Raw genomic sequence first — 23,265 nt, forward strand, 5'->3', positions numbered from 1 at the left:
TGGGCCCATGGCCGTAGCCCAGATTGCGCCTGGACTACTTCCCCTCCGCTGTCCTACTGCCCCACGGTAGCAAGCGCGTGGCCGATCGCGATCCGTTCTGTAGCCCGCCCCACACTTCCTCCCCCCAGCAGCTTGAACGCACTGACCGCGCGCGTCAGGTCGGCGGCCTGATCCTGCATTGAGCCGGCCGCGGCGGCGGCTTCTTCTACCAGCGCCGCGTTCTGCTGCGTTACCTCGTCCATTTGCGACACCGCCCGGTTGACCTGTTCGATGCCGTCGGCCTGCTCGGCGGATGCCGCCGCGATTTCGCCCATGATGTCGGTCACGCGCTGCACTGAACTGACGATTTCCTGCATCGTCGTGCCGGCGCGCTCGGCGCTGATGGAACCCTGGCTGATCTTTTGCACCGTGTCTTCGATCAGCGTCTTGATTTCCTTGGCGGCCTGCGCGCTGCGTTGCGCCAGTGTGCGGACTTCGGCCGCCACCACCGCAAAACCCTTGCCCTGCTCGCCTGCCCGCGCGGCTTCCACCGCGGCGTTCAGCGCCAGGATGTTGGTCTGGAAGGCAATGCCATCGATCACCGACACGATGTCGGCGATCTTCACCGAGCTCGACGAAATCGCGCTCATGGTGCTGACCACCTCGGACACGGTCGCGCCGCCACGGGCCGCGATGTCGGAGGCGGTGGCGGCCAACTGGTTGGCCTGGCGCGCGCTGTCGGCATTCTGCTTCACCGTGGACGAGAGCTGCTCCATGGATGCCGCGGTTTCTTCCAAAGACGCCGCCTGCTGCTCCGTGCGCGAGGACAGGTCGGTGTTGCCCGCCGCGATCTCGCCCGACGCGGACGCCATGCTGTCCACGCCGGTCCGGATGTGCGCGATGGTGCCCGCCAGGTTGGCGTTCATGGACGCCAGGGCCTGCATCAACTGGCCGATCTCGTCGCGCGATGTCACGGTAACGGTGCTGGTCAGGTCATTGGCGGCCACGGTGCGCGCCACGCGCACGGCGGCCGACAGCGGGCGGGTAATGCCGCGCGTCAGCAACACGGCCAGCAGCAAGCCGCTGATCAGCGCCACCGAGCCGATGACGATCATCCAGAAATTGGCCGTGCGATAAGCGCTTTGGATGTCGGCCGCGCGCGCATCAATCTCGGCGCGCTGCAAGGCGGACAGCTTGGTGATCTGATCAATGAACTGGCGCGTGGCCGGCAGGAATTCCTGGGTGAAGACGCGGTTGGCCGTGTCCACGTCGCCGCTCTGCTTGGCCTTGAAGATGGCGTCGCGCGTGCGCAGGTAATCGCCTCGGGACTTGCCGATGCCTTGCCACAGCGTCGTTTCCTCGGGCGTCTGTATCAGCGGCTCGATCTGCTTTTGCAAGGCGGAAGAATTCCGCGTGGACGCGGCGGCCTCTTCCGTGAAGAACGCCGCCAGGCTGGCGTCGGTGCTTTTTGCAATGGCGGTGGTGCGGGTAACGCCGGCCTGGATATTGCGGGCCCAATCGCTGATCCAGCGTTCCTTGATCAGCGAACGCTGGGTCACGGTTTCAACCGATTCATTGATGTTGGCCAGGCTGACCAGCCCAACCAGGCACATGATGATGATCATGGCCAGCAAAATGCCGAATCCCCCCGCCAGGCGGGTTCCAAGTTTCAGATTATTCATGCCGCGTCCAGCCATCCAGACAGGCGCGCGAATGCGGGTTCGGCAGTTGCGTGCGGCCGCGCAAACCGCCGCCCACGCAAGCCAGACGCCCGCCAGCCCCTGGATGGATCTGCCCCCAATATGGTGTTCAAAGATGATGAAAGTGCCAGCGGAGAAGTCGTGAACCGAGGGTTCTCGCAGTGGTCGGGCAGATGCTAGCAGCGGCGATTTACGCCGCATCCAAGGAACTGGAGAACGAATTGGCGCAAGCTCGTCACTTTGCAAAATCGGGTCCGGACCGCCGCTTTGGGCGCGTCCGCCACACCAACAGCCGCGCCCCTCTCGGGCACACCCGTCCTCAGCGCAGCAGGGGCTGAGCCAGCTCGCGAAGCCGGCGCTTGTCTTCATCCAGGCCCAGCGCATTCTCTGCGTATCCGAGCAAGCGCGCGGCATGCCGGGAAGCAGCCGGCTTGAATAGCGTCGGGTTGATCTCCGCCAGGCTCAACAGCGCCTTGGTCATGCGCATGTCCACTTCCAGCAAGCCCGCGCCATCTCGGGCGATAGGGCCGAAAAAGTCGTCGAACAAATCGTCCACGTCCAGGCATTGCACGTAGACCCGCCGGCAGTCGGGTTCGGCATCGGGTTGCGACGAAGGGGGCTGCCCCCAGCAGGTCAGGCTTCTTACGCCCCTGCCGATGACGTCAATGGCCGTTCCGGGGTCATTGACGGCAGGCGACAAGGCGCGGGACGCAATTTCGGAAAGCACCGACAAACCAAAGCGGGGGTCGTGCTCGAACGTGCGATGGGTGCCCATCGTGATGGCGCCCAGGATCGCCTCGTTGGGAGCCTGGCGCGTGGCCGGTGCGCTGCTTGATTCGGGCACGATCCACGCCAGCACCATGCCGACATGGGCAAAGGCGCCGGGCAGCACATCCAGATAAATCAAGGCCTGATGTTCGCGCGCGATCTGGCCCAAGGCCTGCACGTCGACGTGCTGGACGTAGCCCGTCTGGTCACTTGCCACGGCCAGCGCCGACGCGGGGGGCACGCCGGATGCCGGATAAGGAGTGCCGCCCAGACAAGGCCACTGAACGCGGTGCCGGATAGCGTCGATGGTCGCGGTTTCAACGCGGTCGATGGTTTCGCCGACCCGGCCGAGCTTTGACAGATGATCAATCCAGCGCAGCAGCGTGTAGACGATCAGGATCACCACCACGATCGTCACCGCGAACAGCAAGACCCGCCCTTGCGCGCCATAGGCGCCCGTGCTCAGCGCGATGATGCCCACCAGGCTGAACAGAAACGAGCCGATGAAGGTCGCCAAGGCGTTCTGCGTGGTGGTGTCCTGCATCACAAGGGTGGTTGCGCGCGGGGTCACGCCGCTGCTTGCCGCGCCGTAGGCCGCCACCATGGTGCTGAGCGAAAAGGTGGTCACCGCCAGCATGCTGGACGCGATGATGCCCAGGATCTTGTCCACCGCGTCCGCACCGATGCGGGCGGGCAGGGTTTCGGGAATGGCGCCCTTGAATATGACGGCAAGCAAGGCGGTTGCCACGCCCAGCAGCGAGAAAAGACTGGCCCTGAACCACAGGCGCTTGGTCAATTGCTTAAGCGCCCAGCGCCAACGAGCAACCATCTTTTCTCCTTTCAGTGACTGGCTAAGGGTCGGTGGGCCTCGCCAACTGGAACAAATCCGTGCTGCGAGCGTACCACCCGCTGCCGTGCATGCGCGCCACCAGCCCCATCTCGGCGGTGTTCACATAGCCGCGCTCGGCGTCCTGCACATAAGCATCGGCCACGTGCGCGCCCAGCACCCGGCCAATCACGACGACCTGGTGCGGGCCGGTCACGATGGTGGCCTGGCTGACGCATTCCAGCGACACCGGGCTGCCCTGAATCAAGGGCGGGCGCACATGCGCGGCGGGCAGCGCCGTCAGGCCCGCCTTGCTCAGCTCATCCACCCCGGGCGGATAGTCCGCGCAGGTCTGGTTCATTTGCTGCATCAGGGCTTCGGGCACCAGGTTCACCACGAACTCGCCGTTTTCGATGATGTTGGCGCTGGTGTCTTTCAATTCACCGTTGGCGCGGCGCATCAGGCCGAGGGCGACGGTGGGCGGCTGGTGCCCCATGACGTTGAAAAAGCTGAACGGCGCCGCGTTGACGCACCCGTCGCCCGATATCGTGGTGACCCACGCGATCGGGCGGGGGGTGACGGTCGAGGTCAGCAGCTTGTAGACCGTCTGCGAAGGCAAGGCGCTGAAGTCAAAATGCATGTTTCAAGGCTCCTGCGCGCCGCCCGCCTGGGCGCTGGACACGGCGGACACGGCGGAAACCGCCCGCTTTTCGCGGGTGTCGACCTGAAGCTGGAACACGTCCGGGCGCGCGTAGTGGCCAGACACGTCAAAGTCGTACTTGCCGCGCAGGATCTGGTTGGGGTTGATGTCGGCGTACAGAATGGTTTCGTCGGAAAAATCCGGGCCGGCCAGCACTTCGCCCAAGGGGTCGATGATGGCGCTGCCGCCGCGCATCAACACCGTGTCGGGTGCGTTACCCAGCGAGCATTCGAAGTCTTCCGGATACGCATCGCGACGCAGGTGCTGGCAGGCGGTCAGCACATAGCAGCGGCCTTCCAGCGCAATGTGGCGCATGCTGGGAATCCAGCTATCGCGGTCGTCGGCCGTGGGCGCGCAATACAGCGCCACGCCCTGGCTGTACATGTACATGCGCAACATGGGCATGTAGTTTTCCCAGCAGATGACCGCGCCGATCTTGCCGTAGGGCGTATCGAAGACGGGCATGGTCGAGCCGTCGCCAAAGCCCCAGATCAGCCGTTCGCCCGCCGTGGGCATCAGCTTGCGGTGCTTGCCGGCCAGGCCTTCCCGGCCATTGAAGTACAGCACGGTGCAGTACAGCGTGCCGCCGTCGGCTTCGATGCAGCCCATGACGACGAAGCTGTCGGTATCGGCGGCCGCCTGCGCCCCGATGCCGCCCTCTTCGCCATCCAGCCGCACGGCCTGCCGGTGATAGCTGGCGAAGGCGTCGCGGCCTTCGGGCTTGCGCACGCCGATGGGCGCGCCAAAGGAATTGCCCTTGGGGTAGCCACCCAGGAAGGCCTCGGGAAACACCAGCACCCGGGCGCCCTGCTCGGCGGCCTGCCGGATCAGCGACGCGGCCTTGTTGGCGCAGGCGACGCTGTCGGTCGGGATGGACGCCGCCTGGATGACGGCGGCCTTGAAACTCGCTTGCACGGACATGTTTCTCCTCGCTTTTTTAGTGGATGGGGTCTTCGTCGATGGCCTTGGCGCGGGTGTTCGGCAGGAACAAGCTGCCGATGATGCCCACCACCACCATCACGACGACCGGATACATCAAACCGCCAAAGATATTGCCGCTGGCCTGCGCCAGGTAGGTGGCGGTAAAGGGCACGATACCGCCGAAGATACCCGCGCCGATGTGGTACGGGAAGGATAGCGCGGTGTAGCGGATGCGGGCCGGGAACAGTTCAACCAGGTAGGACGCCACCGGGCCATAGACCATCGCGACCACGGCGGTCATCAGCACCAGGATCAGGATGATGGTGGCGCGGTCGACGCGGGCTGGGTCGGCGCGGTCCGGGTAGCCGGCCGCGCTCAAGGCCTTCGCATAGCCCGCGCGGTCAAAGCCGTTGACGGTGACGCCGCCCACGCTCATGGCAATGGTCTGGCCCGGCAGCGGCGCGGCGTATTCAAAGTTGATGCCCTTGCCGACCAGGAATTTCTTGGCCTGCACGCACACCTTCTTGTGGTCGGCATGGCTGCCGACCATCGCGGCCTGCAAGCCGAAGTCGCACGCGCCGCCGCTGGTATCGGCATGCACGCGGACCGGCGTGCTCTGCATGGCTTGGGCCAACGCCGGGTTGCCGGCTTTCAGCAGCACCTCGAACATCGAGTGATAGCCGATGGCGGCAATGAACAGGCCCGCCATCATGATCCATTTGCGGCCGATACGGTCGGACAGCCAGCCGAACAGCACGAACGTGGGCGCGCCGATGATGAAGCCGATCAGGATCAGCGTGTAGACGCTGGTCTGATCCAACTGCACGGCTTGCTGCAGGAAGATCATGACGTAGAACTGGCCCGTGAAGTAGGTGGCGCCCTGGCCGGCGGTAACGCCGATCAGCGCCAGCACCACCAGGCGCAGGCTGGACCATTGGCCGAACGTTTCCTTGATGGGATTCTTCGACAGGCGGTTCTGCTGCTTCATGCGTGTGAAGACGGGCGATTCATGCAGCTTGGCGCGCACGTAGATCGAAATCGCCAGCATCACGATCGACAGGATGAACGGCAGGCGCCATCCCCATTGGCGGAAGTCCTCAGCGCTCATCGCTGCCTGGGTGCACAGGATGACAACCAGCGACAGGATCAGGCCGGCCGACGAGGTGATCTGAATCCACCCGGTCAGCAAGCCACGGCGCTTGGGCTCGCAATGCTCGGCCACATAGATCACCGCGCCGCCGTACTCGCCGCCCACGGCCAGGCCCTGCACCACGCGCAGCGTCAGCAGCAGAATCCACGACAAATGGCCGGCCGATTCATAGGTAGGCAGGCAGCCGATCAGCACGGTGGCCCCGCCCATCATCACGACCGTGATCAGGAAGGTGTACTTGCGGCCCCACTTGTCACCCAGGTAGCCGAACATCACGGCACCCAAGGGGCGAATGATGAAACCCACCGCCAGCGCGCCCAAGGCGGCCAGCAGCGCCACCGTGGGGTTGTCCTGCGGGAACAGCACCTGGCTCATGAACACCGCCAGGGTTCCGTAGATGAAGAAGTCGTACCACTCGAACAAGGTGCCCAAGGTGGACGCCACGACCACCTGACGTTCCTCTTTCCTGCTTAGCGTCGGCGCGTCGCCGATCCGCCCCACTGCTGCCACGTTTGCTTCCATGCTTGCTTTCCCCTGTGTTTTTAGATTGATACTGCTGTATGCATTAACTATTATCAAACTTAAAACCGGCCGGACAAAGCTGGGGGAAACCCGAAACCGGGTCCGGCAAGCAGCCGCAAGCCCCTGTTGGCCGCTGCTACACTGCCGCCAAACACACACTGGAGGCAGCAATGGCAAGGCCCGCCGGCAAGGCAGAAAAGAACACGGAAAAGACGCCGACCGCAGCGCGCAGGGGGATTCAATCCATTGAAGTGGGCTTCCGGATCCTGGACCTGATCCGCAAGACGGGCCGGCCGTTACCGCTGAAGGAAATTGCCGACGCCTGTGAGCTGACCGTGCCCAATGTGCACTACTACCTGGTCAGTTTTCAGAAGGTGGGCGTGGTGCAGCAGCATGCCGACACGGGCCACTACGGCTTGGGTCCGTACGCACTGCGGCTGGGGCTGGCGGCGCTGGAGCAGTTCGACGTGTTCACCACGGCGCGGCCCATCATGGCCGAGGTGGCGGCGGTAACCGGGCACACCGTGTTCCTGGGGGTGTGGGGCAACAAGGGGCCGACCATCGTGTATCGGGTGGAAGGCAGCCGCAGCCGGCCCTTGCTGGAATTGCGCGTGGGCACGGTGATGCCACTGCTGTCGTCGGCGCTGGGCCGCAACTTCCTGGCGCATTTGCCGGACGCGCTGACCCGCGACCTGCTGGACCGCGAGATGGCCTCATCCATTCCCGAAAGCCAGGGCGGCGCCCCCGGCAATTCCTATACGGCGAAAGACGTGCAGGCCATCCGCGACGAGGTGCAGAAGCACCACATCAGCCGCTGTCGCCATGCGCTGCTGCCGCACTTCACGTCGCTGTCCGCGCCCATCTTCGACATGCTGGGCGAGATGACAGCGGCCATCACCTTGATGGGGCCGGTGGGCGCCATCGACGACGACCTGGATTCCGACACCGCGCGCCTGCTGCGGGAAAAAGCGCGGTCGATCTCGGCGATGGCGGGGTGGGAAGGGTCGGAGCCGAACACGGCCCCGGCCGCAGGCTAAAGCGCGTCGCGTCCGGCGAGCAATGGCGGATCGGGCCGCCCGTGCTCGGCGCTGCTGGGCTGCTGGGCTGCCGGACGACGACCGCGCGCGCCGCACGCATCAGCTTTCCACGATGATCTTCGCGTCTTTGATGGTCTTGGCGTATTTGCGCTGTTCCTGGACCATGAAGTCGGCAAAGCGCTGCACGCTGCCCCCGCCGTCTTCCGCGCCCACCTGCGCCAGCTTTTCCTGCACGTCCGCCATCGCCAGGACCTGATCGATATCGCGGTTCATGCGCTGGACCATGGCGTCGGGCATCTTGCCGGGGCCCACCATGCCGAACCAGATGCTGGCCTCGAAGCCCGGATAGCCTTGTTCCGCCACCGTCGGCACATTGGGGTGGCTTTTCGAGCGCTGCTGCAAGGTCTGCGCCAACGCGATCACCTTGCCGGACTGCACCAGTGGCGTGGCCGTCGTCATGCCTTCAAAGCAGTACTGCACATGGCCGCCCAACAGATCGTTCATCAGCGGCGCCGACCCCTTGTACGGCACATGCAGCACGTCGATGCCGGCGCGCGCCTTGAAAATTTCCAACGCCAGGTGCTGGGCCGAGCCCGCTCCCGCCGACCCGAACACGATCTTTCCTGGCTGCGCGCGGCACAGCTTGACCAAGTCAGGCAGCGTCTTGGCGGGCTGCGACGCGCCGCCGATCAGGATGGTGGGCGTCTTGCCCACCAACGCGATGGGCGAGAAATCGCGGTCCACGGAATAGGCCAGCTTGGGCTGCAAGCCTGGCGCAATGCCGTGGCTGTTCACATGCGCCATCAGCAGCGTGTTGCCATCGTTGGGCTGGCGCGCCACCTGCTCGGCCGCGATGACGCCGGCTGCCCCGGCGCGGTTCTCCACGATGACGGGAATATTCCACATCACGCCCAGCTTTTGCCCCAACAGGCGCGCCAGCACGTCGGTGCCGCCGCCCGCCGGAAAGCCCACCACGATTTTCACCGGACCCGACGGCATGTCCTGCTGCGCCCGCGCCGCGTTGGGCAGCACAAGCGCCGCCCCCAGCGCCGCGGCGCCGGTCATGAATTGCCTGCGTTGCATGCTTGTCTCCTCGCGCCGGCCTCGAAGGCCGGCTGCTTGTTTTGAAAAGGCGCCGCCTGTTGCGGGTGGCGTTCAACGACTGATGCGGACCCACTTGCCAAACTTTTCGACCATGCGCTCTTCGAAGCCGAAGCCCAGCCCTGGCTCTTGATGCAAGACCACGCGGCCCAGCTTGTGAGTCAGTTGCCGATCGATCAGCTTGCGGAAATTCAACACCTGGTCATCCCAGAAAAATTCGACGTAGCGCGCGTTCGGCGTCGCCGCAACCAGCGGCGCATGCACGTCGTGGAACCAGTGCGGGCAGACCACCACGCCGTAGCTGGCGGCCGTGGCCGCAATGCGCTTCCACTCGGTGATGCCGCCGCACACCGCCGCGTCGGTCTGCAGGATGCCGGCCGCGCCCTTGTCGAGCAGTTCCTTGTGATACCAGCGGCCATAGCCGATTTCGGCCGTGGCGATCGGCAGATGCGTCAACCGCGCCAGCTTGGCGTGGCTGTCGATATCGTCCGGCCCAAAGGGCTCTTCGATGAAATACGGCTCGTACTGTTCGAAGCGGCGGATGTACTGCATGGCCTGGGTCACGTCCTGCCAGGCGTTGTTGCAGTCCATCATCAGCTCGACATCCGGGCCCACGGCTTCGCGCGCCGCTTTCAAGCGCGCCTCTTCCTCGCGCGGGGACAGGCGGCCGGTCTTCATCTTGACGGCGCGAAAGCCCTTGTCCACATAGCTGGCCATTTCCTCGCCCAGGTGCTGGGGCGTCTTGCCGTCCAGGTAGTAGCCGCCGCTGGCGTAGGCAGGCACGGTTTCGAGTTCCATCGCACCCAGGAACTTGTGCAGCGGCAGGCCGGCCGTCTTGGCGTTCAGGTCCCACAGTGCGATGTCCAGCGCACTCAGCGCGCGCATCACCGTGCCCTGCCGACCTTGCAGCAGCGCCTCTTGGTACATGGCTTGCCACAAGCCTTCAACGGCGTGTGAATCGCGGCCCAGCAGCACCGGCGCCAACAGGCTTTGCACGGCCGCTTCGAAGATGGCGCCGCCGGCGCTGCCCACATAGCAAAAGCCGATGCCTTCCACGCCGTCGCTTGAACGGACCTTGACCAGGCCGTAGTGGCGAGTGGATACGCTGCGGTTCGAAAACGATGTGACTTTATCCAGGGGCACCGCGGCGGCGCAAACGTCGATGGATTCAATAATGGGCACGGCAAGCTCCTTGATGGCGGGGTTCCAACGGGCGACGCCGGCGCCTTGTGCGCGGGCGGATCGCTCTGGACGTATTCTTCCCGCCACCAAAGAAAACAACAATTATCTTCACCCATCTTTAGAATACGGAAAAACCATCTTCACCAAGGGCAAGCGCCGTGGACTCCCGCTTTCTTCAAACCTATGTGCATGTGGTGGAGCTGGGCTCCATTGCCCAGGCCGCGCGCCATCAGGGCTTGACCCCCGCCACCGTGCAGCAGCGACTGCGCGCGCTGGAGGGCGACGTGGGCAGCGCCCTGATCGCCCGGTCTGGCCGCACGGTCAAACCCACGCCTGCCGGCATCCGCATTCTTGAACGCGCCCGACATATCCTGCGCGACGTGCGCGACCTGCGCTCGGCGGCCAGTGACACGGAGCTTCCGGCCGGCCCCTTGCGCCTGGGCGCCACGCCCACGGCGCTGACCGGCATCATGCCGCCGGTGCTGCGCACCTGGGTGGCTCGCCATCCCCATATCGAGATCTACATCGAGCCCGCGCCCACCACCCTGCTCTACAGCAAGGTGCTGTCCGGCGAGCTGGATGGCGCGTTGCTGGTGCACCCGCTGTTTGCATTACCCAAGACGTGCGACTGGCGCGACCTGCGCCACGAGCCGCTGGTGTTGGTGACGCCGGCCGACATGAAGGTGCGCGACCCGTTGGCCGTCCTCGCGCGCGAGCCCTACATCCGCTATGACCGCAGCGTGGTGGGCGGCAAGATGGCCGACGATTACCTGCGCACGCACAACCTGCGGCCACACGTGCGCTTTGAGCTGGACGGCATCGATTCCATTGCGAAGCTGGTGGCCGAGGGACTGGGGGTGGCGGTGTTGCCGGACTGGGCCGTCACCGGCGAACCGGCCGCGCGGGTGACGCGCTGGCCCTTGCCGGCGCCCTGCCCGGTGCGCACAGTGGGCGCGATCTGGCAGCGCGCCGGTGTGCGTTCGGAACTGATGCGGGCGTTCGTCGCGTTGACCGAATCGCAGCTGGGTTTGACGCGCGATCAGGCTTAGGCGATGGCGTCCTGGCCATTGCGGGCCACGACCACGCCATGGGTCACGACCAGACGGCGCGGCTTGCGCGTCACCACGGCCTCGGCCACGCAACTGGCGTCGACCAGCACCAGGTCGGCCCGCGCGCCCGGCGTCAGGCCGTAGTCCGCAAAGCCACAGGCACGCGCGGCGGCGCCGGTGACGCAATCAAACGCCCATTCCACTTCGTCGTCGCGGCGCAGGTCGTTGCGCAGGCCGATCATCATGGCGCGCGCCAGCATGTCGGGGCTGCCATACGGCGTCCAGGTGTCACGGATGCCGTCGTTGCCGCCGAAGATCGTCACGCCCGCCTCGCGGCACGCGCGCACGCCGGGCACCGGCCGCGACGGCGGCGCCGTGGTCAACACGGCCACGTCCAGCGTCGCCAGGCGTTTGAGCAGCCCGTCCAGGCGCTTGGCGTCAACGCCGCCCAGGCAGAAGGCGTGGCTGATGACCACCTTGCCTTGCATGCCCAGCGCCTGGACGCGGTCCAGGATCAGGTCCAGCGTGAACGCGCCCAGTTCGCCGGGCTCGTGCAGATGAATGTCGACCGGCTTGCCATGCTTCTCGGCAAGACCGAATAGCACATCCAGTGATTGGGCGGGATCGCGGTCGATGGCGGACGGGTCCAGCCCACCCAACACATCAGCGCCTTGCGCCAACGCCTGGTCCAACAGGTCGGCCGTGCCAGGTCGCACCAACAACCCCGACTGCGGAAAGGCCACGGTTTGAATTTCCACGCGGCCGGCCAAGGCTTCGCGCGTGGCATGCACGCCATCCAGGTGACGCAGGCCCGCGTCGGTGTCCACATCGACATGGCTGCGGATGCGGGTAGCGCCTTCGCGCAGGAAGGCCAGCGCCAACGCGCGCGCATGGCTGGCCGCATCGTGGCCCGTATTGGCGCGCCAGGTGCGTTCGTTTTCAATGCGGTCGGTCAGGGCGGGGCCAACCGTATTCACATACCAAGGTGAATCCCAGTTGGTCTTGTCCAGGTGAGTATGGCCTTCAACCAGCCCCGGCAACAACAAGGCGCCGCCGCCATCCTCAACAGGGACGTCGGCCGGCGCCTGGATACCCGCTTGTATTTGCAGGATGCGCGCACCCCGCACCAACACGTCGACAGCGTCGGCGGCGTCGTTCGCCGCTACGCGGACGTTTTTCAACAGCAGGTCGGTCATGGATTTTCCCCGGACGAACGAAAGCGGCCGGCCCGAAAGGCCGGCCACGTATCAGCCCAAAAGTTCAGACTTGCGGCGGTTCGATCCAGAAGAAGCGTTCGCCTTGGCGGACCATGTCGGCGACGCCTTCGGCGCCGATGCGGTAGTCCGAACCCATCAGCGATGCACCGCCGTCTTCATGGATGTGGATAACGGCCAGCGGGTCATTGGCCATGGTGTACCAGTAGTACCCGGGCTTGAGATTATGCAGGTCAGTAGTCATTGCTTGAGTATACAAACAACACCGCCTGTACAAAAAGACAACACAAATACAAAGCCTGCCTGACAGCGGGAACACGACACGTCATACTGCCTGCTCCTGATCTGAATTAGCTGGTGCATTTGACACACATCGGTTTGGAAGCGAAACGCAGTACGCGGACGTAATACGCGAACTTCTGCCGAGAGGAGAACAGCGAGCGCATGAAACGGCAGTCACTTCAATTCAGCGAGCCGCTCAAGCAAGCCGTCCTGGCGGGCTTGAAAGTGCAGAGTCGCCGCATTCTGAAGCCGCAACCCAGCAAGCCCACGACGGTTTGGTATGCGGACGCCGCCGATTCCGGACGCTGGGTGGCAATGGGTCCCGTTCGCGATAACCCTTCAGAATTGCGGCGTACATCCAGTTGGGTCAGATGCCCCTATGGCAAAACCGGCGAAAGCATCACCCTGACCGACGAAGCGGGCAACGCATTCGCCACCGCGCTTATCGTGGGTGTGCGCATCCAACGGCTGCAAAGTCTGACCGAAGCCGATGCGCGTGCCGAAGGCACCGAAGCCTTGTACCAATCTTCCGCGCTCTTGCCTGGCGTTCCACTTCAAACAGCGTTTGCATTAACGTGGTGCGAACGCTATGGCTCGCACGCCTGGGCGGCCAACCCTTGGGTATGGGTGGTGGAATTCCGCGGCACTCAATCGATCTGACGCAATCCGGGCCGCGCAGCCCGCGATGATGGTGACCGTCTGTAACGCACCGGTCTGACTTCATCTGATTCCACTTCATTTCAATCGATTTCAGGTCTACGATTACCAGAGCGCAAGTACTATCCCGCGCCGCAGCACGCGCGCGTTGCCCAGCCCGGGGACGGTTGCGGATTGTCGCTATTGAGCGAGCCGCGCTTACGAATCCGCGACCGAAAAGCCCGAAAATAGGGGCGTCGAATACTCAACTTTGCTGTGTCGCGCAGCAGGCAGGTGCAACATGAAAAAATGGCTAATTGCTGGTGTCGGTGCCGCGGGTCTGCTGATTTCCAGCGTGGCCCTCGCCCGGGTGGACGTGGGTATCTCAATCGGCTTGCCCGGCGTGGTTTATCCAGCCCCGGTATACGTGGCGCCCGCCCCTGTCTATGTGGCGCCGCCACCGCCCGTGTATTACCGCCCGGCGCCCGTGTATGTGGCGCCCCCGGTGGTCTACCCCGCTCCGGTCTATTACCGTGGCGGCCCGCACTGGCGCGGCGGTCCGCCCCCGCGTTATTACGGTCCGGGCCCCGGTCATTATCGAGGCCACGGCCACGGCAAGGGCCGCGGCGATTGGCATCGTTAAAAGCAAAGGCCACTCTGACGAGTGGCCTTTTTTTTCCGTTGGGACATTGTCCGGTGCCCCATGGGAATGACGATCAGGCCGCGGGGACCCGTACCGGCTTTTCCGCCACCACGGCGGATTTTTGGGATACCTGCGCGGGCTTGCCATCTGCCCAACGCGGGGATTCCTGAACAAGATCAATCCATCTGCGGGGCGCACTGGACGCCCTCCACCAACCATTATGCGGACGCATGGGCAAACTCCGGCTCACCGTTAAAACGCACACCATTGATTTCTTGGAACAATTGACGGCTTTCCTGTTCTGCTTCGTGCAAGTCTGAGAACGGCGCCTGTCCCGGCACTGTCCAGCATTTTTCCGGCGCGGTTCCGCCAACTCGGCGGGTCCATATCTGCACGCGGTAGCCCTGTTCATCTTCACGAGCGACAGAGCATCTCACACGAAAATCTCCAATCATTCTTGAAGTCATGGACAACTCCTTGTTATATAAGTGAATGAAGCGTGTAGAACGCGGGTGTATTGTGCCGCATCTATCCGGCCCTTTTATTAAAAATACACAATTGCTCACATCAAAATCATGCACTCACCCGCGTAGGATAATGAGCAAAAACGACAGCAATATGTCGACATGATAAAAAAAAACGGAGCCCAAAGGCTCCGTTTTCTTATCAGCCATTTGGCCGATGGACGCGCGGCGTGCTTCAGGGTTTCAGCACCGTCAAACCACCCATATACGGCTGCAACGCCTCGGGAATCAATACGCTGCCGTCAGGCTGCTGATGATTTTCCAGCACGGCGACCAACGCGCGGCCCACTGCCAAACCCGAACCATTCAACGTGTGCACGAATTCCGGTTTGCCCTGGGCATTGCGGAAACGCGCCTGCATGCGGCGGGCCTGGAAGGTTTCGCAATTGGACACCGAGGAAATTTCGCGCCAGGTATTTTGCGCGGGCAGCCACACTTCCAGGTCATAGGTCTTGGCAGAACCAAAACCCATGTCGCCGGTGCACAGCAGCATGACGCGGTACGGCAGGCCCAGCAATTGCAGAACGCGCTCGGCGTGGCCGACCATGTCTTCAAGGGCTTCGTAAGACTGGTCCGGCTGCGTGATCTGCACCATTTCGACCTTGTCGAACTGATGCTGGCGGATCATGCCGCGGGTGTCGCGGCCACCGCTGCCGGCTTCGGAACGGAAGCACGGCGTATGCGCGGTGAGCTTGAGCGGCAGGTCTGCGGCGGCCTGGATGGTGTCGCGCGCCACGCTGGTCAGCGTAATTTCCGACGTGGAGATCAGGTATTGGTCTTCACGCACGTAAGGGTTGCCCGCGGCATCAACCTTGGGATCGTCATCGCCACCGCCCTTGGACACGGCGAACATGTCGTCCTTGAACTTGGGCAACTGGCCCGTGCCGTACAAGGTGGACGCGTTGACGATGTAAGGCGTATAGCACTCGGTATAGCCGTGCGTGCCCGTTTGCAGATCCAGCATGAACTGCGACAGCGCGCGGTGCAGGCGGGCAATGGGGCCGCGCATGAACGAGAAGCGCGCGCCCGACAGCTTGGCGGCCATGTCGAAATCCAGGCCCAGCGGTTCGCCGATGGCGACGTGGTCGCGCGCCTCGAACGCAAGCGCCGGCGGGTTGCCGTCAGCACCCGCTTCGCCCGGCAACCAGCGACGGACTTCGACGTTGTCGTCAGCGGATTCGCCCAAGGGCACACTGGCGTGCGGCAAGTTCGGCACCGACATCAGCAGGTCGTTAAGCGGCGCCTGCAAGGCGGCCAGCTCTTCTTCCAACTGCTTCAGGCGGACAGGCACCGCCTGCGATTCCGCCATGACGGCGCTGGCGTCTTCGCCCTTGGCCTTCAACTGACCGATCTGCTTGGCCAGCGCGTTGCGGCGGGCTTGCAGGGACTCGGTTTCGGTCTGGACGGCCTTGCGGCGAGACTCCAGGTCGTTGAACCGTTCCGTGTCGAAGGACACGCCACGGCTATTGAGGCGGTCGACGACGGTTTGCAGGTCTTTGCGCAGCAGTATCGGGTCTAGCATGTTGATGTCGGTTGAGGTTCTAGTGAAGGCAATGGGCGTGGCCCGTTACCGGTTCTTGGCGCGTTCCTGTGCGTCCAGCTCGCGCAGGAATGCCAACTTTTGCTGGATTTTAGCCTCCAGGCCGCGATCGGTCGGCCGATAGAAGGAAGGCTTGAGTCCATCAGGGAAATATTGTTCGCCGGCGGCGTAGCCGTGCGGCTCGTCGTGAGCATAGCGGTAGGCCTTGCCGTGGCCCAACTGCTTCATCAGTTTGGTGGGAGCGTTGCGCAGGTGGATGGGCACCGGTGCGCTGCCATGTTCGGCCGCGAACTGGCGAGCCTGGTTGTAGGCGTTGTAGACGGCGTTGGACTTGGCGGCACATGCCATGTAGACCACCGCTTGCGCCAGCGCGAGCTCGCCTTCGGGCGAGCCCAGGCGCTCGTAGATATCGGCGCCGTTCACGGCCAGGTCGGTCGCGCGCGGGTCGGCCAGGCCGATGTCTTCCACCGCCATGCGAACCAGGCGACGCGACAGGTATTTGGGATCGGCGCCGCCGTCGATCATGCGGCAGAACCAATACAGCGCGGCGTCGGGATTGGAGCCTCGCACCGATTTATGCAGTGCGCTGATCTGGTCGTAGAAGGCGTCGCCGCCCTTGTCGAAACGGCGCAGGTTCTGCGACAGGGATATTTCCAGCCAGGCGGCGTCCACCGTGTCGCGACCGGCCGACTGCGCGGATTCCGCCACGACTTCCACCGCGCTGATCAAGCGCCGCGCATCGCCGTCGGCCCAGGCGGCCAATTGCTCGCGCGCGTCGGGCTCGATGCGAATGGCTTCGCCGTCATCCAGCCCTTCGTTCAGCGCGTGTACCGCGCGGTCGACCAGTTGCTGCAATTCCTCGGGCGACAGCGATTGCAACACGTACACGCGCGCCCGCGACAACAGCGCCGAATTGACTTCGAAGGACGGGTTTTCGGTGGTGGCGCCGATGAAGGTGAACAGCCCGCTTTCGACGTAGGGCAGAAAAGCATCCTGCTGCGCCTTGTTGAAGCGATGCACCTCGTCCACGAAAAGAATGGTGCGGCGGCCTTGGCCTTGCGCCACCTGCGCCACCGTGACCGCTTCGCGAATGTCCTTGACGCCGCCCAGCACCGCCGAAATTGCGATGAACTGCGCATCAAAGCCATCAGCCATCAGGCGCGCCAGCGTGGTCTTGCCCACGCCGGGCGGCCCCCAGAAGATCATGGAATGCGGACGGCCCGACTCAAACGCCACGCGCAGCGGCTTGTCAGGGCCCAGCAGGTGCGACTGCCCGACCACGTCGGACAAGGAACGCGGGCGCAGGCGCTCGGCCAGGGGCACATAGGGCCGATGCGCAGGATCGGCCGCGAAGAGATCGTTGCTCATTGGCAGCAGATGGGGGAAGACGGCAAGAAATACAAGTCAGCATTACACCATGACCGCCGCCTTTGCCCCGGGGAGCGGGCGGCGTCGCCTAGGCCAGTTCGGGCGGCGCGAAGCGGCGGTTGGCCAGCACCGGCAGCACCTTGCGCGCATGCGCCAGGCGTTCCGGGTCGATATCGGCAAACACCAGCGCCGGCCCCTCGCCCGCGCGCGCCGTCACCACGCCCAGCGGGTCCACCACCATGCTGCAACCGATATTGCGTTCACCGCATTCCCCGGTGGCGGCCACGTAGCAGGTGTTTTCCAGCGCGCGCGCCGTCACCAGCACTTCCCAGTGCATTTCCTTCAGCGGGCCGCGCACCCAGGCCGCCGGCAGTACCAGCAGGTCGGCGCCATCCAGCGCCAGGCGGCGCGCCAGTTCAGGAAAACGCACGTCGTAGCAGGTCATGAGCCCCACGCGCAGGCCGCCAATGTCCAGCAGCGGGGGAAGCTCGGTGCCGGCCGTGACGTTGGTGGATTCCTTCATCGTGAAGGCGTCATACAGGTGCAACTTGCGGTATTGCGACACGATCTGGCCGTCTTGCACGGTAACCAAAGTATTCCAGACCCGCCCTTCGCCCGTCGGAACGTGCACGCACATCATGGTGGCAAGCGACGATCCGCGGCTGGCTTCAAGCAGCCGGGTCATGAACGGGCCGTCCAGCGGCTGGGCCGCCTTCAGCACGATTTGCGGGTCGGTAATGTCGCGGGCCAGGATGCCTTCAGGCAAGACCAAAAGCCCCGCACCGCCAGCGCTGGCGCGCTCCATCAGGTCAATGCAGACCTGCGCGTTTTCATCCCAGACTCGGCTGACGGCGAACTGGCCCAAAGCGACTTTCAACATGGCTTTTCCTTCATGGCGCGCGGTGTTTCGCGGATTTCCTATTGTCGCGCCAACCTGCCCCTGACACAGCCTACGGGTAAGCCCTAGCTGCCGCTTGTAAATTTCTTTCACGATAATGAAAAAAACAAACTTTCACGTAAATATTTTCCAGACTCGAGCGCCCGCCATGACCAATTCCTCTTCCCCCGCCGCCTTGTTGGATGTGAACGGCAAAGGCCTGGGCGCGTTCCCCGAGTCCTGTACGACGGCCGGTGTGGCCGCGCTGAACTGGAACCTGCTGAACGAAGATGTCAGCCTGCCCGTGGCGGTGCTGTACGAAGCCCGCGTGCGCCACAACCTGCAATGGATGCAGCAGTTCATGGAGGCGTACCACGTCAAGCTGGCACCGCACGGCAAGACCACGATGAGCCCCGCCCTGTTCAAGCGCCAGATCGACAACGGCGCGTGGGGCATCACGCTGGCCACCGCGCCGCAAGTGCTGGCCGCGTATCAACACGGCATCCGCCGCGTGCTGATGGCCAACCAATTGGTGGGCCGCGCCAACATGGCCATCATTGCGCGCCTGCTGCAAGACCCCGCATTCACGTTCTTCTGCATTGTCGATTCGCCCACCAACGCCGCCCAGTTGGGCCAGTTCTTCGGCGAGCAAGGCCTGACCCTGCCCGTGCTGATCGAGCTGGGTCCCACGGGCGGACGCACGGGCGTACGCGATGACGCGCAGTTGCAGGCCGTGGTCGACGAGATCGGCCGCTGGCCTAGCCTGGCGCTGGCCGGCATTGAAGTCTACGAAGGCGTGTTGCAGGAAGAGAGCGCCATCCGCGCCTTCCTGCGCCGCGCCACCGACGCCCTGCGCGGCCTGGCCACCTCGGGCCGCCTGCGCAAGAACGGCCCCGCCGTCATCTCTGGCGCGGGTTCGGCCTGGTTTGACGTGGTGGCCGAGGAATTCTCGCAACTGGATATCGGCGCGCCGCTGGAAGTGGTGCTGCGCCCCGGTTGCTACCTGTCGCACGACGTCGGCGTCTACCGATCGGCGGCTGAACGCATCAACGCCCACAACCCCGTAGCGCAAAAGATGGAACCGGGCCTCTTGCCCGCCTTGCAGGTCTGGGCCTATGTGCAATCGCTGCCCGAACCCGGCCGCGCCATCATTGCGCTGGGCAAGCGCGACGCCGCGTTCGACGCCGGCCTGCCCACGCCCGCCCTGCACTTCAGGCCGGGCCTGACGCGGCCCGGCCTGACGCGGCCCGACCAAGACACGCCGGCCGCAGCGCCGCAAACCTGGAAGCTGACCGCCATGATGGACCAGCATGCCTTCATGCAGATCGCCGACGGCGACGACATCCAGGTCGGCGACATGATCGCCTTCGACATTTCCCACCCCTGCCTGACATTCGACAAGTGGCGCCAGGTGCTGCTGGTGGACGAGCAGTACCGCGTCACCGACGTGGCCGAAACCTTTTTCTGACCGCCCCCCGCCCGCCGCATCGCGCCAGGCCCGAGGGGGCTGCTGCAAAAAACCGGGATCCCGGCGCATACCCAATCACGCGACAACCTGTTTTTGACCCTCTGGAGAGAGAATCATGAACTTCCGACCCTCCCGGCGAGGCAGTGGGCTGACCAGCCTGCTCGCGGCCGGCGCTATTGGCTTGACCGCATTGACGTCCCCCGCCCTGAGTGCCACGCCGGTCAAGGGGGGCACGATATCCGTCGCCACCATCGGTGAACCCCCGACGTTGGACCCGATGAGCAGCACCGCCGACCTGGTGGGCATCCTGACGCAGCATTTCTTTGAAACGCTCTACACGTTCGACGCCAAGTGGAACCTGACGCCGCTGCTGGCCGAGAAGATGCCGGAAGTCACCCCGGATGGCCTGGTCTACACGATCGCGCTGCGCCAGGGCATCACCTTCCATGATGGGTCGAAGATGGATTCGTCGGACGTGCTGGCGTCCCTGAAGCGCTGGACCGAAACCGCCACGCGCGGCAAGGGGGCGGCCAAGGTCATCAGCAGCATCGAAGCGCCTGACGCCAACACCATCCGCATCACGCTGAAACAACCCTATGCGCCGCTGACCGCGCTGCTGGCCATGAACAACGCCGCGGCCGTCATCATGCCCAAGAGCAAGATCGCGCCGGTGCTGAGCGAATTCGTCGGCACGGGCCCGTACCAGTTGAAGGCCCGCATGCCCGACCAGTACATCCAACTGGTGCGCTTCGAAGGCTACAAGCAACGCGAGGGCGAGCCCGACGGTTATGGCGGCGCGCGCAAGCAATACCTGGACGAAATCCGCTTCGTGCCGGTCAGCAACGCCAACACCCGTTCCGAAGCCGCCGCCGCCGGCCAGTTCGACTACGTCGACTCGCTGCCCGTGGAAGCGCTGGACAAGCTCAAGGGTGGCCGTTCCGACCCGGTGATGTTGAAGCCCTTCGGCTGGCCGCGCCTGGTGCTCAACACCAAGCAAGGCATCATGTCCAACCTGGCCGTGCGCCAGGCCGTGCAGTTGGCGCTGAACGAAGAAGACATGCTGTTCGCCGCCTTCGGCAACAAGGACTTCTACAAGCTGAACGGCGACCTGTATCCGGAAGGCTACCCGTGGGCCACGTCGCTGGGCGGCAAGGTCTACAACAAGGCCGACTCCGCCGCCGCCAAGAAGCTGCTGGACGGCGCCAACGTGGCCGACAAGAAGATCCGCATCCTGACCAGCCAGCAGTACGAGTTCCATTACAAGATGGCGCTGGTGGCCGCCGAATACCTGAAGGCCGCTGGCTTCACGGTGGACATGCAGGTGGTGGACTGGGCCACGCTGACGCAACGCCGCCAGGACCCCGCCGTGTGGGACATCTTCATCACCCACAGTGTGTTCCTGCCGGAACCCGCGCTGATCGACTTCCCGTCGAAAGATGCACCGGGCTGGTGGGATACGCCGCGTCGCGCTCAAGTCATGGACGCCTTCAACCAGGCCCGCACGCAGGAAGAACGGATCAAGCGCTGGGCCGACGTGCAGCAAGCCGTGTATGACGAGGTGCCGTTCGTGAAGGTCGGTGACTTCAACTCCCAATCCGCGCGCTCGCCGTCGCTGCAAGGCACCAAGCCCGCCCCCTGGCCGTTCTTCTGGAACGCCTGGAAAAGCCCCAAGTAGGATGGGTGAAGCGCGGCATGCCTTGGGCAAGAACCCGATTGCCTGCCGCGCGCAACCCATCATTGGAACGTGATGCTGTACCGGACCGGTTCGAAAGGGCCGATTCGTTGACCGTGTGGCCGAACCGTTTGGCGTTGACGACCGCTTGATGGGTTACGCGCGGCAGGCGACGGAGTTCTTGCCCTTGGCCTGCCGCGCTCCACCCATCCTACGAGCCGACGTGCCGAACGAGCCACCGTGCCGAATGAGTCGCCGTGCCGAATGACGCTTTTTAGGACTTTATCGTGTTGCGTTATCTTTTAAACCGCTTGGTCGGGCTGGTGGCTGTGATGTTTATCGTCGCGACCATTGTGTTCGTCATTATTCGCGTCACGCCCGGTGACCCGGCCGCGGTGATGCTGGGGCCGCAGGCCAGCCAGCAGGACATCGCGGCGCTGCGCGCGCAGTTGGGGCTGGACCAGCCCATGGCGCTGCAATATGTGTCGTGGCTGGGCAAGCTGGTGCAGGGTGACCTGGGCCAGTCCATCTTCATGAACAAGCCCGTGCTGTCGGCGCTGGCCGACCGCGCCGAACCCACGATACTGCTGACCTTGATGTCGCTGCTGATCGCAAGCGCCATCGCGCTGCCCGTGGGTATTCTGTCCGCGGTCAAGCGCGGCACCACGCTGGATCAGTCGGTGCTGTCGTTTTCGATGTTTACCTCCAGCGTGCCCAGCTTCTGGCTCGGCCTGCTGCTGATGCAGATTTTCTCGGTGAAGCTGGGCTGGCTGCCGGTGTCGGGCTATGGCGGCCCGGACGCATCGCTGGCCACCCGCCTGTCGCATTTGATCCTGCCCGCCGTGGTGCTGGGACTGGTGAATTCCGCGCTGATCACCCGCTTCATCCGCGCCAGCATGCTGGACGTGCTGCGCGACGACTACGTGCGTACCGCGCGGGCCAAGGGCCTGCCGGAAAGCAAGGTCATCTTGAAGCACGCCGTGCGCAACGCGCTGATTCCCATCCTGACCGTGCTGGGCCTGACCACCGCGCTCTTGATCAGCGGCGCCGTCGTGACCGAAACCGTGTTCGGCCTGCCCGGCGTGGGCAGCCTGGTGGTGTCCGCCGTGCTGCGCCGCGACTATCCCGTCATCCAGGGCGCGCTGCTGATCATCGCGGCCATCTACGTCCTGATCAATCTGATCATCGACCTGCTCTACCTGCTGGTCGACCCCCGGGTGCGCTACTGATATGGCTATTGCAACTTCCCCCCAATCCACTGGCAGCGGCGACCGCTGGCAGGTGCTGCGCCTGCTGGTGTCGCGCAAGACCGTGCTGTTGAGCCTGATCGTGATCATCGTGCTGGTGGCCGCCGCGCTGCTGGCGCCGTGGGTCAGCCCGTACGACCCCTTCAAGCTGTCCATCATGAACCGGCTGAAAGCGCCGGGCGCCGCCCACTGGTTCGGCACCGACGACTTCGGCCGCGACGTTTTCAGCCGCGTCATCTACGGCGGCCGCCTGTCGCTGATGGTGGGCTTTTCCGTGGTGATCGTGTCCAGCGTGCTGGGTATTGCACTGGGCCTCATTGCCGGCTTCTTCCGATCGGCCGACAAATTCGTGTCGCGCCTGATCGACGCCATGATGGCCTTTCCCGACATCCTGCTTGCGATCTCGCTGGTGGCCGCGCTGGGGCCGTCGCTGGTCAACGTGGTGATTGCGCTTGGCATCGTCTACACGCCGCGCCTGGCTCGCATCGTGCGGGCCTCGACGCTGGTGATCCGCGAACTGCCTTTCGTGGAAGCCGCCCGCGCGCTGGGCGTGCCCACCTGGCGCATCGTTACCGTGCACGTGTTGCGCAACCTGGTGTCGCCCATTCTGGTGCAAGGCACGTTCATCTTCGCCTACGCGATCCTGGCCGAAGCCGGCCTGTCGTTCCTGGGCGTGGGCGTTTCGCCCGACATTCCTACCTGGGGCACCATGATCAACGCCGGCCAGCAGTACATGGGCTCGGCCGACTGGATCATGGTTTTTCCCGGCATTGCCATTGTGCTGTCCGTGCTGTCGCTGCAATTGGTGGGCGACGGACTACGCGACGTACTCGACCCGCGCCTGCGCAAGGAGCTGTAA

General features: G+C 64.3%; 21 protein-coding genes. 8 read left to right on the forward strand and 13 right to left on the reverse strand.

From position 1 onward, the window contains the following. Window positions 1-53: 53 nt before the first annotated feature. The 5 genes from ACE04A_RS09475 to ACE04A_RS09495 form a co-directional block, all read right to left on the reverse strand. On the reverse strand, window positions 54-1,661 hold the full coding sequence (locus ACE04A_RS09475) for a methyl-accepting chemotaxis protein (protein ID WP_485820064.1): 1,608 nt from the start codon (window positions 1,659-1,661) through the stop codon (window positions 54-56). 337 nt (window positions 1,662-1,998) lie between these two features. After that, window positions 1,999-3,276: a DUF2254 domain-containing protein gene (locus ACE04A_RS09480; protein ID WP_438859426.1), complete on the reverse strand. Its 1,278-nt coding sequence runs from the start codon at window positions 3,274-3,276 to the stop codon at window positions 1,999-2,001. Between the two features lie 22 nt (window positions 3,277-3,298). Beyond that, complete coding sequence (locus ACE04A_RS09485; protein WP_485820065.1) at window positions 3,299-3,913, reverse strand: flavin reductase family protein; 615 nt, start codon at window positions 3,911-3,913, stop codon at window positions 3,299-3,301. 3 nt (window positions 3,914-3,916) lie between these two features. Beyond that, the gene (locus ACE04A_RS09490) at window positions 3,917-4,894 is read right to left on the reverse strand and encodes a carbon-nitrogen hydrolase family protein (protein WP_485820066.1); all 978 of its coding nucleotides are present in this window, start codon (window positions 4,892-4,894) and stop codon (window positions 3,917-3,919) included. Between the two features lie 16 nt (window positions 4,895-4,910). Next, entirely contained in the window at window positions 4,911-6,566 is a 1,656-nt protein-coding gene (locus ACE04A_RS09495) for an MFS transporter (RefSeq protein ID WP_279994930.1), read from the reverse strand. Between the two features lie 170 nt (window positions 6,567-6,736). Here ACE04A_RS09495 and ACE04A_RS09500 point away from each other — a divergent pair, with 170 nt between their 5' ends. Next, the gene (locus tag ACE04A_RS09500; RefSeq protein ID WP_485820067.1) at window positions 6,737-7,603 is read left to right on the forward strand and encodes an IclR family transcriptional regulator; all 867 of its coding nucleotides are present in this window, start codon (window positions 6,737-6,739) and stop codon (window positions 7,601-7,603) included. Window positions 7,604-7,702: 99 nt separating this feature from the next. Here ACE04A_RS09500 and ACE04A_RS09505 read toward each other — a convergent pair whose 3' ends face one another. Together ACE04A_RS09505 and ACE04A_RS09510 are read right to left on the reverse strand one after the other, a co-directional pair. Then, window positions 7,703-8,686: a Bug family tripartite tricarboxylate transporter substrate binding protein gene (locus tag ACE04A_RS09505; RefSeq protein WP_279994928.1), complete on the reverse strand. Its 984-nt coding sequence runs from the start codon at window positions 8,684-8,686 to the stop codon at window positions 7,703-7,705. Between the two features lie 72 nt (window positions 8,687-8,758). Continuing rightward, window positions 8,759-9,886 (reverse strand): mandelate racemase/muconate lactonizing enzyme family protein, encoded by a 1,128-nt coding sequence (locus ACE04A_RS09510; protein WP_100852810.1) that lies wholly within the window; start codon window positions 9,884-9,886, stop codon window positions 8,759-8,761. 158 nt (window positions 9,887-10,044) lie between these two features. Here ACE04A_RS09510 and ACE04A_RS09515 point away from each other — a divergent pair, with 158 nt between their 5' ends. After that, window positions 10,045-10,935, forward strand: coding sequence for a LysR family transcriptional regulator (locus ACE04A_RS09515; RefSeq protein ID WP_448718625.1), 891 nt, complete (start codon window positions 10,045-10,047; stop codon window positions 10,933-10,935). On the opposite strand, the gene ACE04A_RS09520 is transcribed toward ACE04A_RS09515, so the two are convergent. Together ACE04A_RS09520 and ACE04A_RS09525 are read right to left on the reverse strand one after the other, a co-directional pair. Beyond that, window positions 10,932-12,131 carry an amidohydrolase family protein gene (locus ACE04A_RS09520; protein WP_448718626.1) on the reverse strand — a complete coding sequence of 400 codons (1,200 nt, stop codon included), beginning with the start codon at window positions 12,129-12,131 and terminating at the stop codon, window positions 10,932-10,934. The genes ACE04A_RS09515 and ACE04A_RS09520 overlap by 4 nt on opposite strands. A gap of 64 nt (window positions 12,132-12,195) precedes the next feature. Next, a complete protein-coding gene (locus tag ACE04A_RS09525) occupies window positions 12,196-12,393 on the reverse strand; it encodes a hypothetical protein (protein ID WP_082134365.1) in 198 nt (65 codons plus the stop codon). Between the two features lie 200 nt (window positions 12,394-12,593). Between ACE04A_RS09525 and ACE04A_RS09530 the strand changes: the two genes are divergently transcribed. Together ACE04A_RS09530 and ACE04A_RS09535 are read left to right on the forward strand one after the other, a co-directional pair. Then, the gene (locus ACE04A_RS09530; protein WP_438860196.1) at window positions 12,594-13,091 is read left to right on the forward strand and encodes a hypothetical protein; all 498 of its coding nucleotides are present in this window, start codon (window positions 12,594-12,596) and stop codon (window positions 13,089-13,091) included. A 277-nt stretch (window positions 13,092-13,368) separates the two neighbouring features. Further along, window positions 13,369-13,710: a virulence factor gene (locus ACE04A_RS09535; RefSeq protein WP_259252095.1), complete on the forward strand. Its 342-nt coding sequence runs from the start codon at window positions 13,369-13,371 to the stop codon at window positions 13,708-13,710. Between the two features lie 218 nt (window positions 13,711-13,928). On the opposite strand, the gene ACE04A_RS09540 is transcribed toward ACE04A_RS09535, so the two are convergent. The 4 genes from ACE04A_RS09540 to ACE04A_RS09555 form a co-directional block, all read right to left on the reverse strand. After that, the gene (locus ACE04A_RS09540) at window positions 13,929-14,177 is read right to left on the reverse strand and encodes a hypothetical protein (protein ID WP_082134366.1); all 249 of its coding nucleotides are present in this window, start codon (window positions 14,175-14,177) and stop codon (window positions 13,929-13,931) included. Between the two features lie 232 nt (window positions 14,178-14,409). Continuing rightward, a complete protein-coding gene (serS, locus tag ACE04A_RS09545; protein WP_485820068.1) occupies window positions 14,410-15,756 on the reverse strand; it encodes a serine--tRNA ligase in 1,347 nt (448 codons plus the stop codon). Between the two features lie 45 nt (window positions 15,757-15,801). Then, entirely contained in the window at window positions 15,802-17,142 is a 1,341-nt protein-coding gene (locus ACE04A_RS09550) for a replication-associated recombination protein A (protein ID WP_127183679.1), read from the reverse strand. An 88-nt stretch (window positions 17,143-17,230) separates the two neighbouring features. Then, complete coding sequence (locus ACE04A_RS09555; RefSeq protein ID WP_448718628.1) at window positions 17,231-18,022, reverse strand: deaminated glutathione amidase; 792 nt, start codon at window positions 18,020-18,022, stop codon at window positions 17,231-17,233. Window positions 18,023-18,188: 166 nt separating this feature from the next. Here ACE04A_RS09555 and ACE04A_RS09560 point away from each other — a divergent pair, with 166 nt between their 5' ends. The 4 genes from ACE04A_RS09560 to ACE04A_RS09575 all read left to right on the forward strand — a co-directional run bounded on the left by ACE04A_RS09560 (window position 18,189) and on the right by ACE04A_RS09575 (window position 23,265). Then, window positions 18,189-19,487: an amino acid deaminase gene (locus tag ACE04A_RS09560; RefSeq protein WP_447988094.1), complete on the forward strand. Its 1,299-nt coding sequence runs from the start codon at window positions 18,189-18,191 to the stop codon at window positions 19,485-19,487. 115 nt (window positions 19,488-19,602) lie between these two features. Beyond that, the gene (locus tag ACE04A_RS09565) at window positions 19,603-21,162 is read left to right on the forward strand and encodes an ABC transporter substrate-binding protein (protein WP_259252107.1); all 1,560 of its coding nucleotides are present in this window, start codon (window positions 19,603-19,605) and stop codon (window positions 21,160-21,162) included. A gap of 284 nt (window positions 21,163-21,446) precedes the next feature. Next, window positions 21,447-22,388, forward strand: coding sequence for an ABC transporter permease (locus ACE04A_RS09570; RefSeq protein WP_046803377.1), 942 nt, complete (start codon window positions 21,447-21,449; stop codon window positions 22,386-22,388). A 1-nt stretch (window position 22,389) separates the two neighbouring features. Continuing rightward, window positions 22,390-23,265 (forward strand): ABC transporter permease, encoded by an 876-nt coding sequence (locus ACE04A_RS09575; RefSeq protein ID WP_485820069.1) that lies wholly within the window; start codon window positions 22,390-22,392, stop codon window positions 23,263-23,265.

The organism is Achromobacter colocynthidis, from assembly GCF_057334535.1.

Coding starts and splice junctions, on each gene's coding strand:
- ACE04A_RS09530 (WP_438860196.1), top strand. CDS start 12,594: ATGAAACGGCAGTCACTTCAATTCAGCGAGCCGCTCAAGCAAGCCGTC.
- ACE04A_RS09575 (WP_485820069.1), top strand. CDS start 22,390: ATGGCTATTGCAACTTCCCCCCAATCCACTGGCAGCGGCGACCGCTGG.
- ACE04A_RS09525 (WP_082134365.1), bottom strand. CDS start 12,393: ATGACTACTGACCTGCATAATCTCAAGCCCGGGTACTACTGGTACACC.
- ACE04A_RS09550 (WP_127183679.1), bottom strand. CDS start 17,142: ATGAGCAACGATCTCTTCGCGGCCGATCCTGCGCATCGGCCCTATGTG.
- ACE04A_RS09480 (WP_438859426.1), bottom strand. CDS start 3,276: ATGGTTGCTCGTTGGCGCTGGGCGCTTAAGCAATTGACCAAGCGCCTG.
- ACE04A_RS09490 (WP_485820066.1), bottom strand. CDS start 4,894: ATGTCCGTGCAAGCGAGTTTCAAGGCCGCCGTCATCCAGGCGGCGTCC.
- ACE04A_RS09540 (WP_082134366.1), bottom strand. CDS start 14,177: ATGACTTCAAGAATGATTGGAGATTTTCGTGTGAGATGCTCTGTCGCT.
- ACE04A_RS09565 (WP_259252107.1), top strand. CDS start 19,603: ATGAACTTCCGACCCTCCCGGCGAGGCAGTGGGCTGACCAGCCTGCTC.
- ACE04A_RS09485 (WP_485820065.1), bottom strand. CDS start 3,913: ATGCATTTTGACTTCAGCGCCTTGCCTTCGCAGACGGTCTACAAGCTG.
- serS (WP_485820068.1), bottom strand. CDS start 15,756: ATGCTAGACCCGATACTGCTGCGCAAAGACCTGCAAACCGTCGTCGAC.
- ACE04A_RS09505 (WP_279994928.1), bottom strand. CDS start 8,686: ATGCAACGCAGGCAATTCATGACCGGCGCCGCGGCGCTGGGGGCGGCG.
- ACE04A_RS09520 (WP_448718626.1), bottom strand. CDS start 12,131: ATGACCGACCTGCTGTTGAAAAACGTCCGCGTAGCGGCGAACGACGCC.
- ACE04A_RS09500 (WP_485820067.1), top strand. CDS start 6,737: ATGGCAAGGCCCGCCGGCAAGGCAGAAAAGAACACGGAAAAGACGCCG.
- ACE04A_RS09560 (WP_447988094.1), top strand. CDS start 18,189: ATGACCAATTCCTCTTCCCCCGCCGCCTTGTTGGATGTGAACGGCAAA.
- ACE04A_RS09535 (WP_259252095.1), top strand. CDS start 13,369: ATGAAAAAATGGCTAATTGCTGGTGTCGGTGCCGCGGGTCTGCTGATT.
- ACE04A_RS09495 (WP_279994930.1), bottom strand. CDS start 6,566: ATGGAAGCAAACGTGGCAGCAGTGGGGCGGATCGGCGACGCGCCGACG.
- ACE04A_RS09555 (WP_448718628.1), bottom strand. CDS start 18,022: ATGTTGAAAGTCGCTTTGGGCCAGTTCGCCGTCAGCCGAGTCTGGGAT.
- ACE04A_RS09475 (WP_485820064.1), bottom strand. CDS start 1,661: ATGAATAATCTGAAACTTGGAACCCGCCTGGCGGGGGGATTCGGCATT.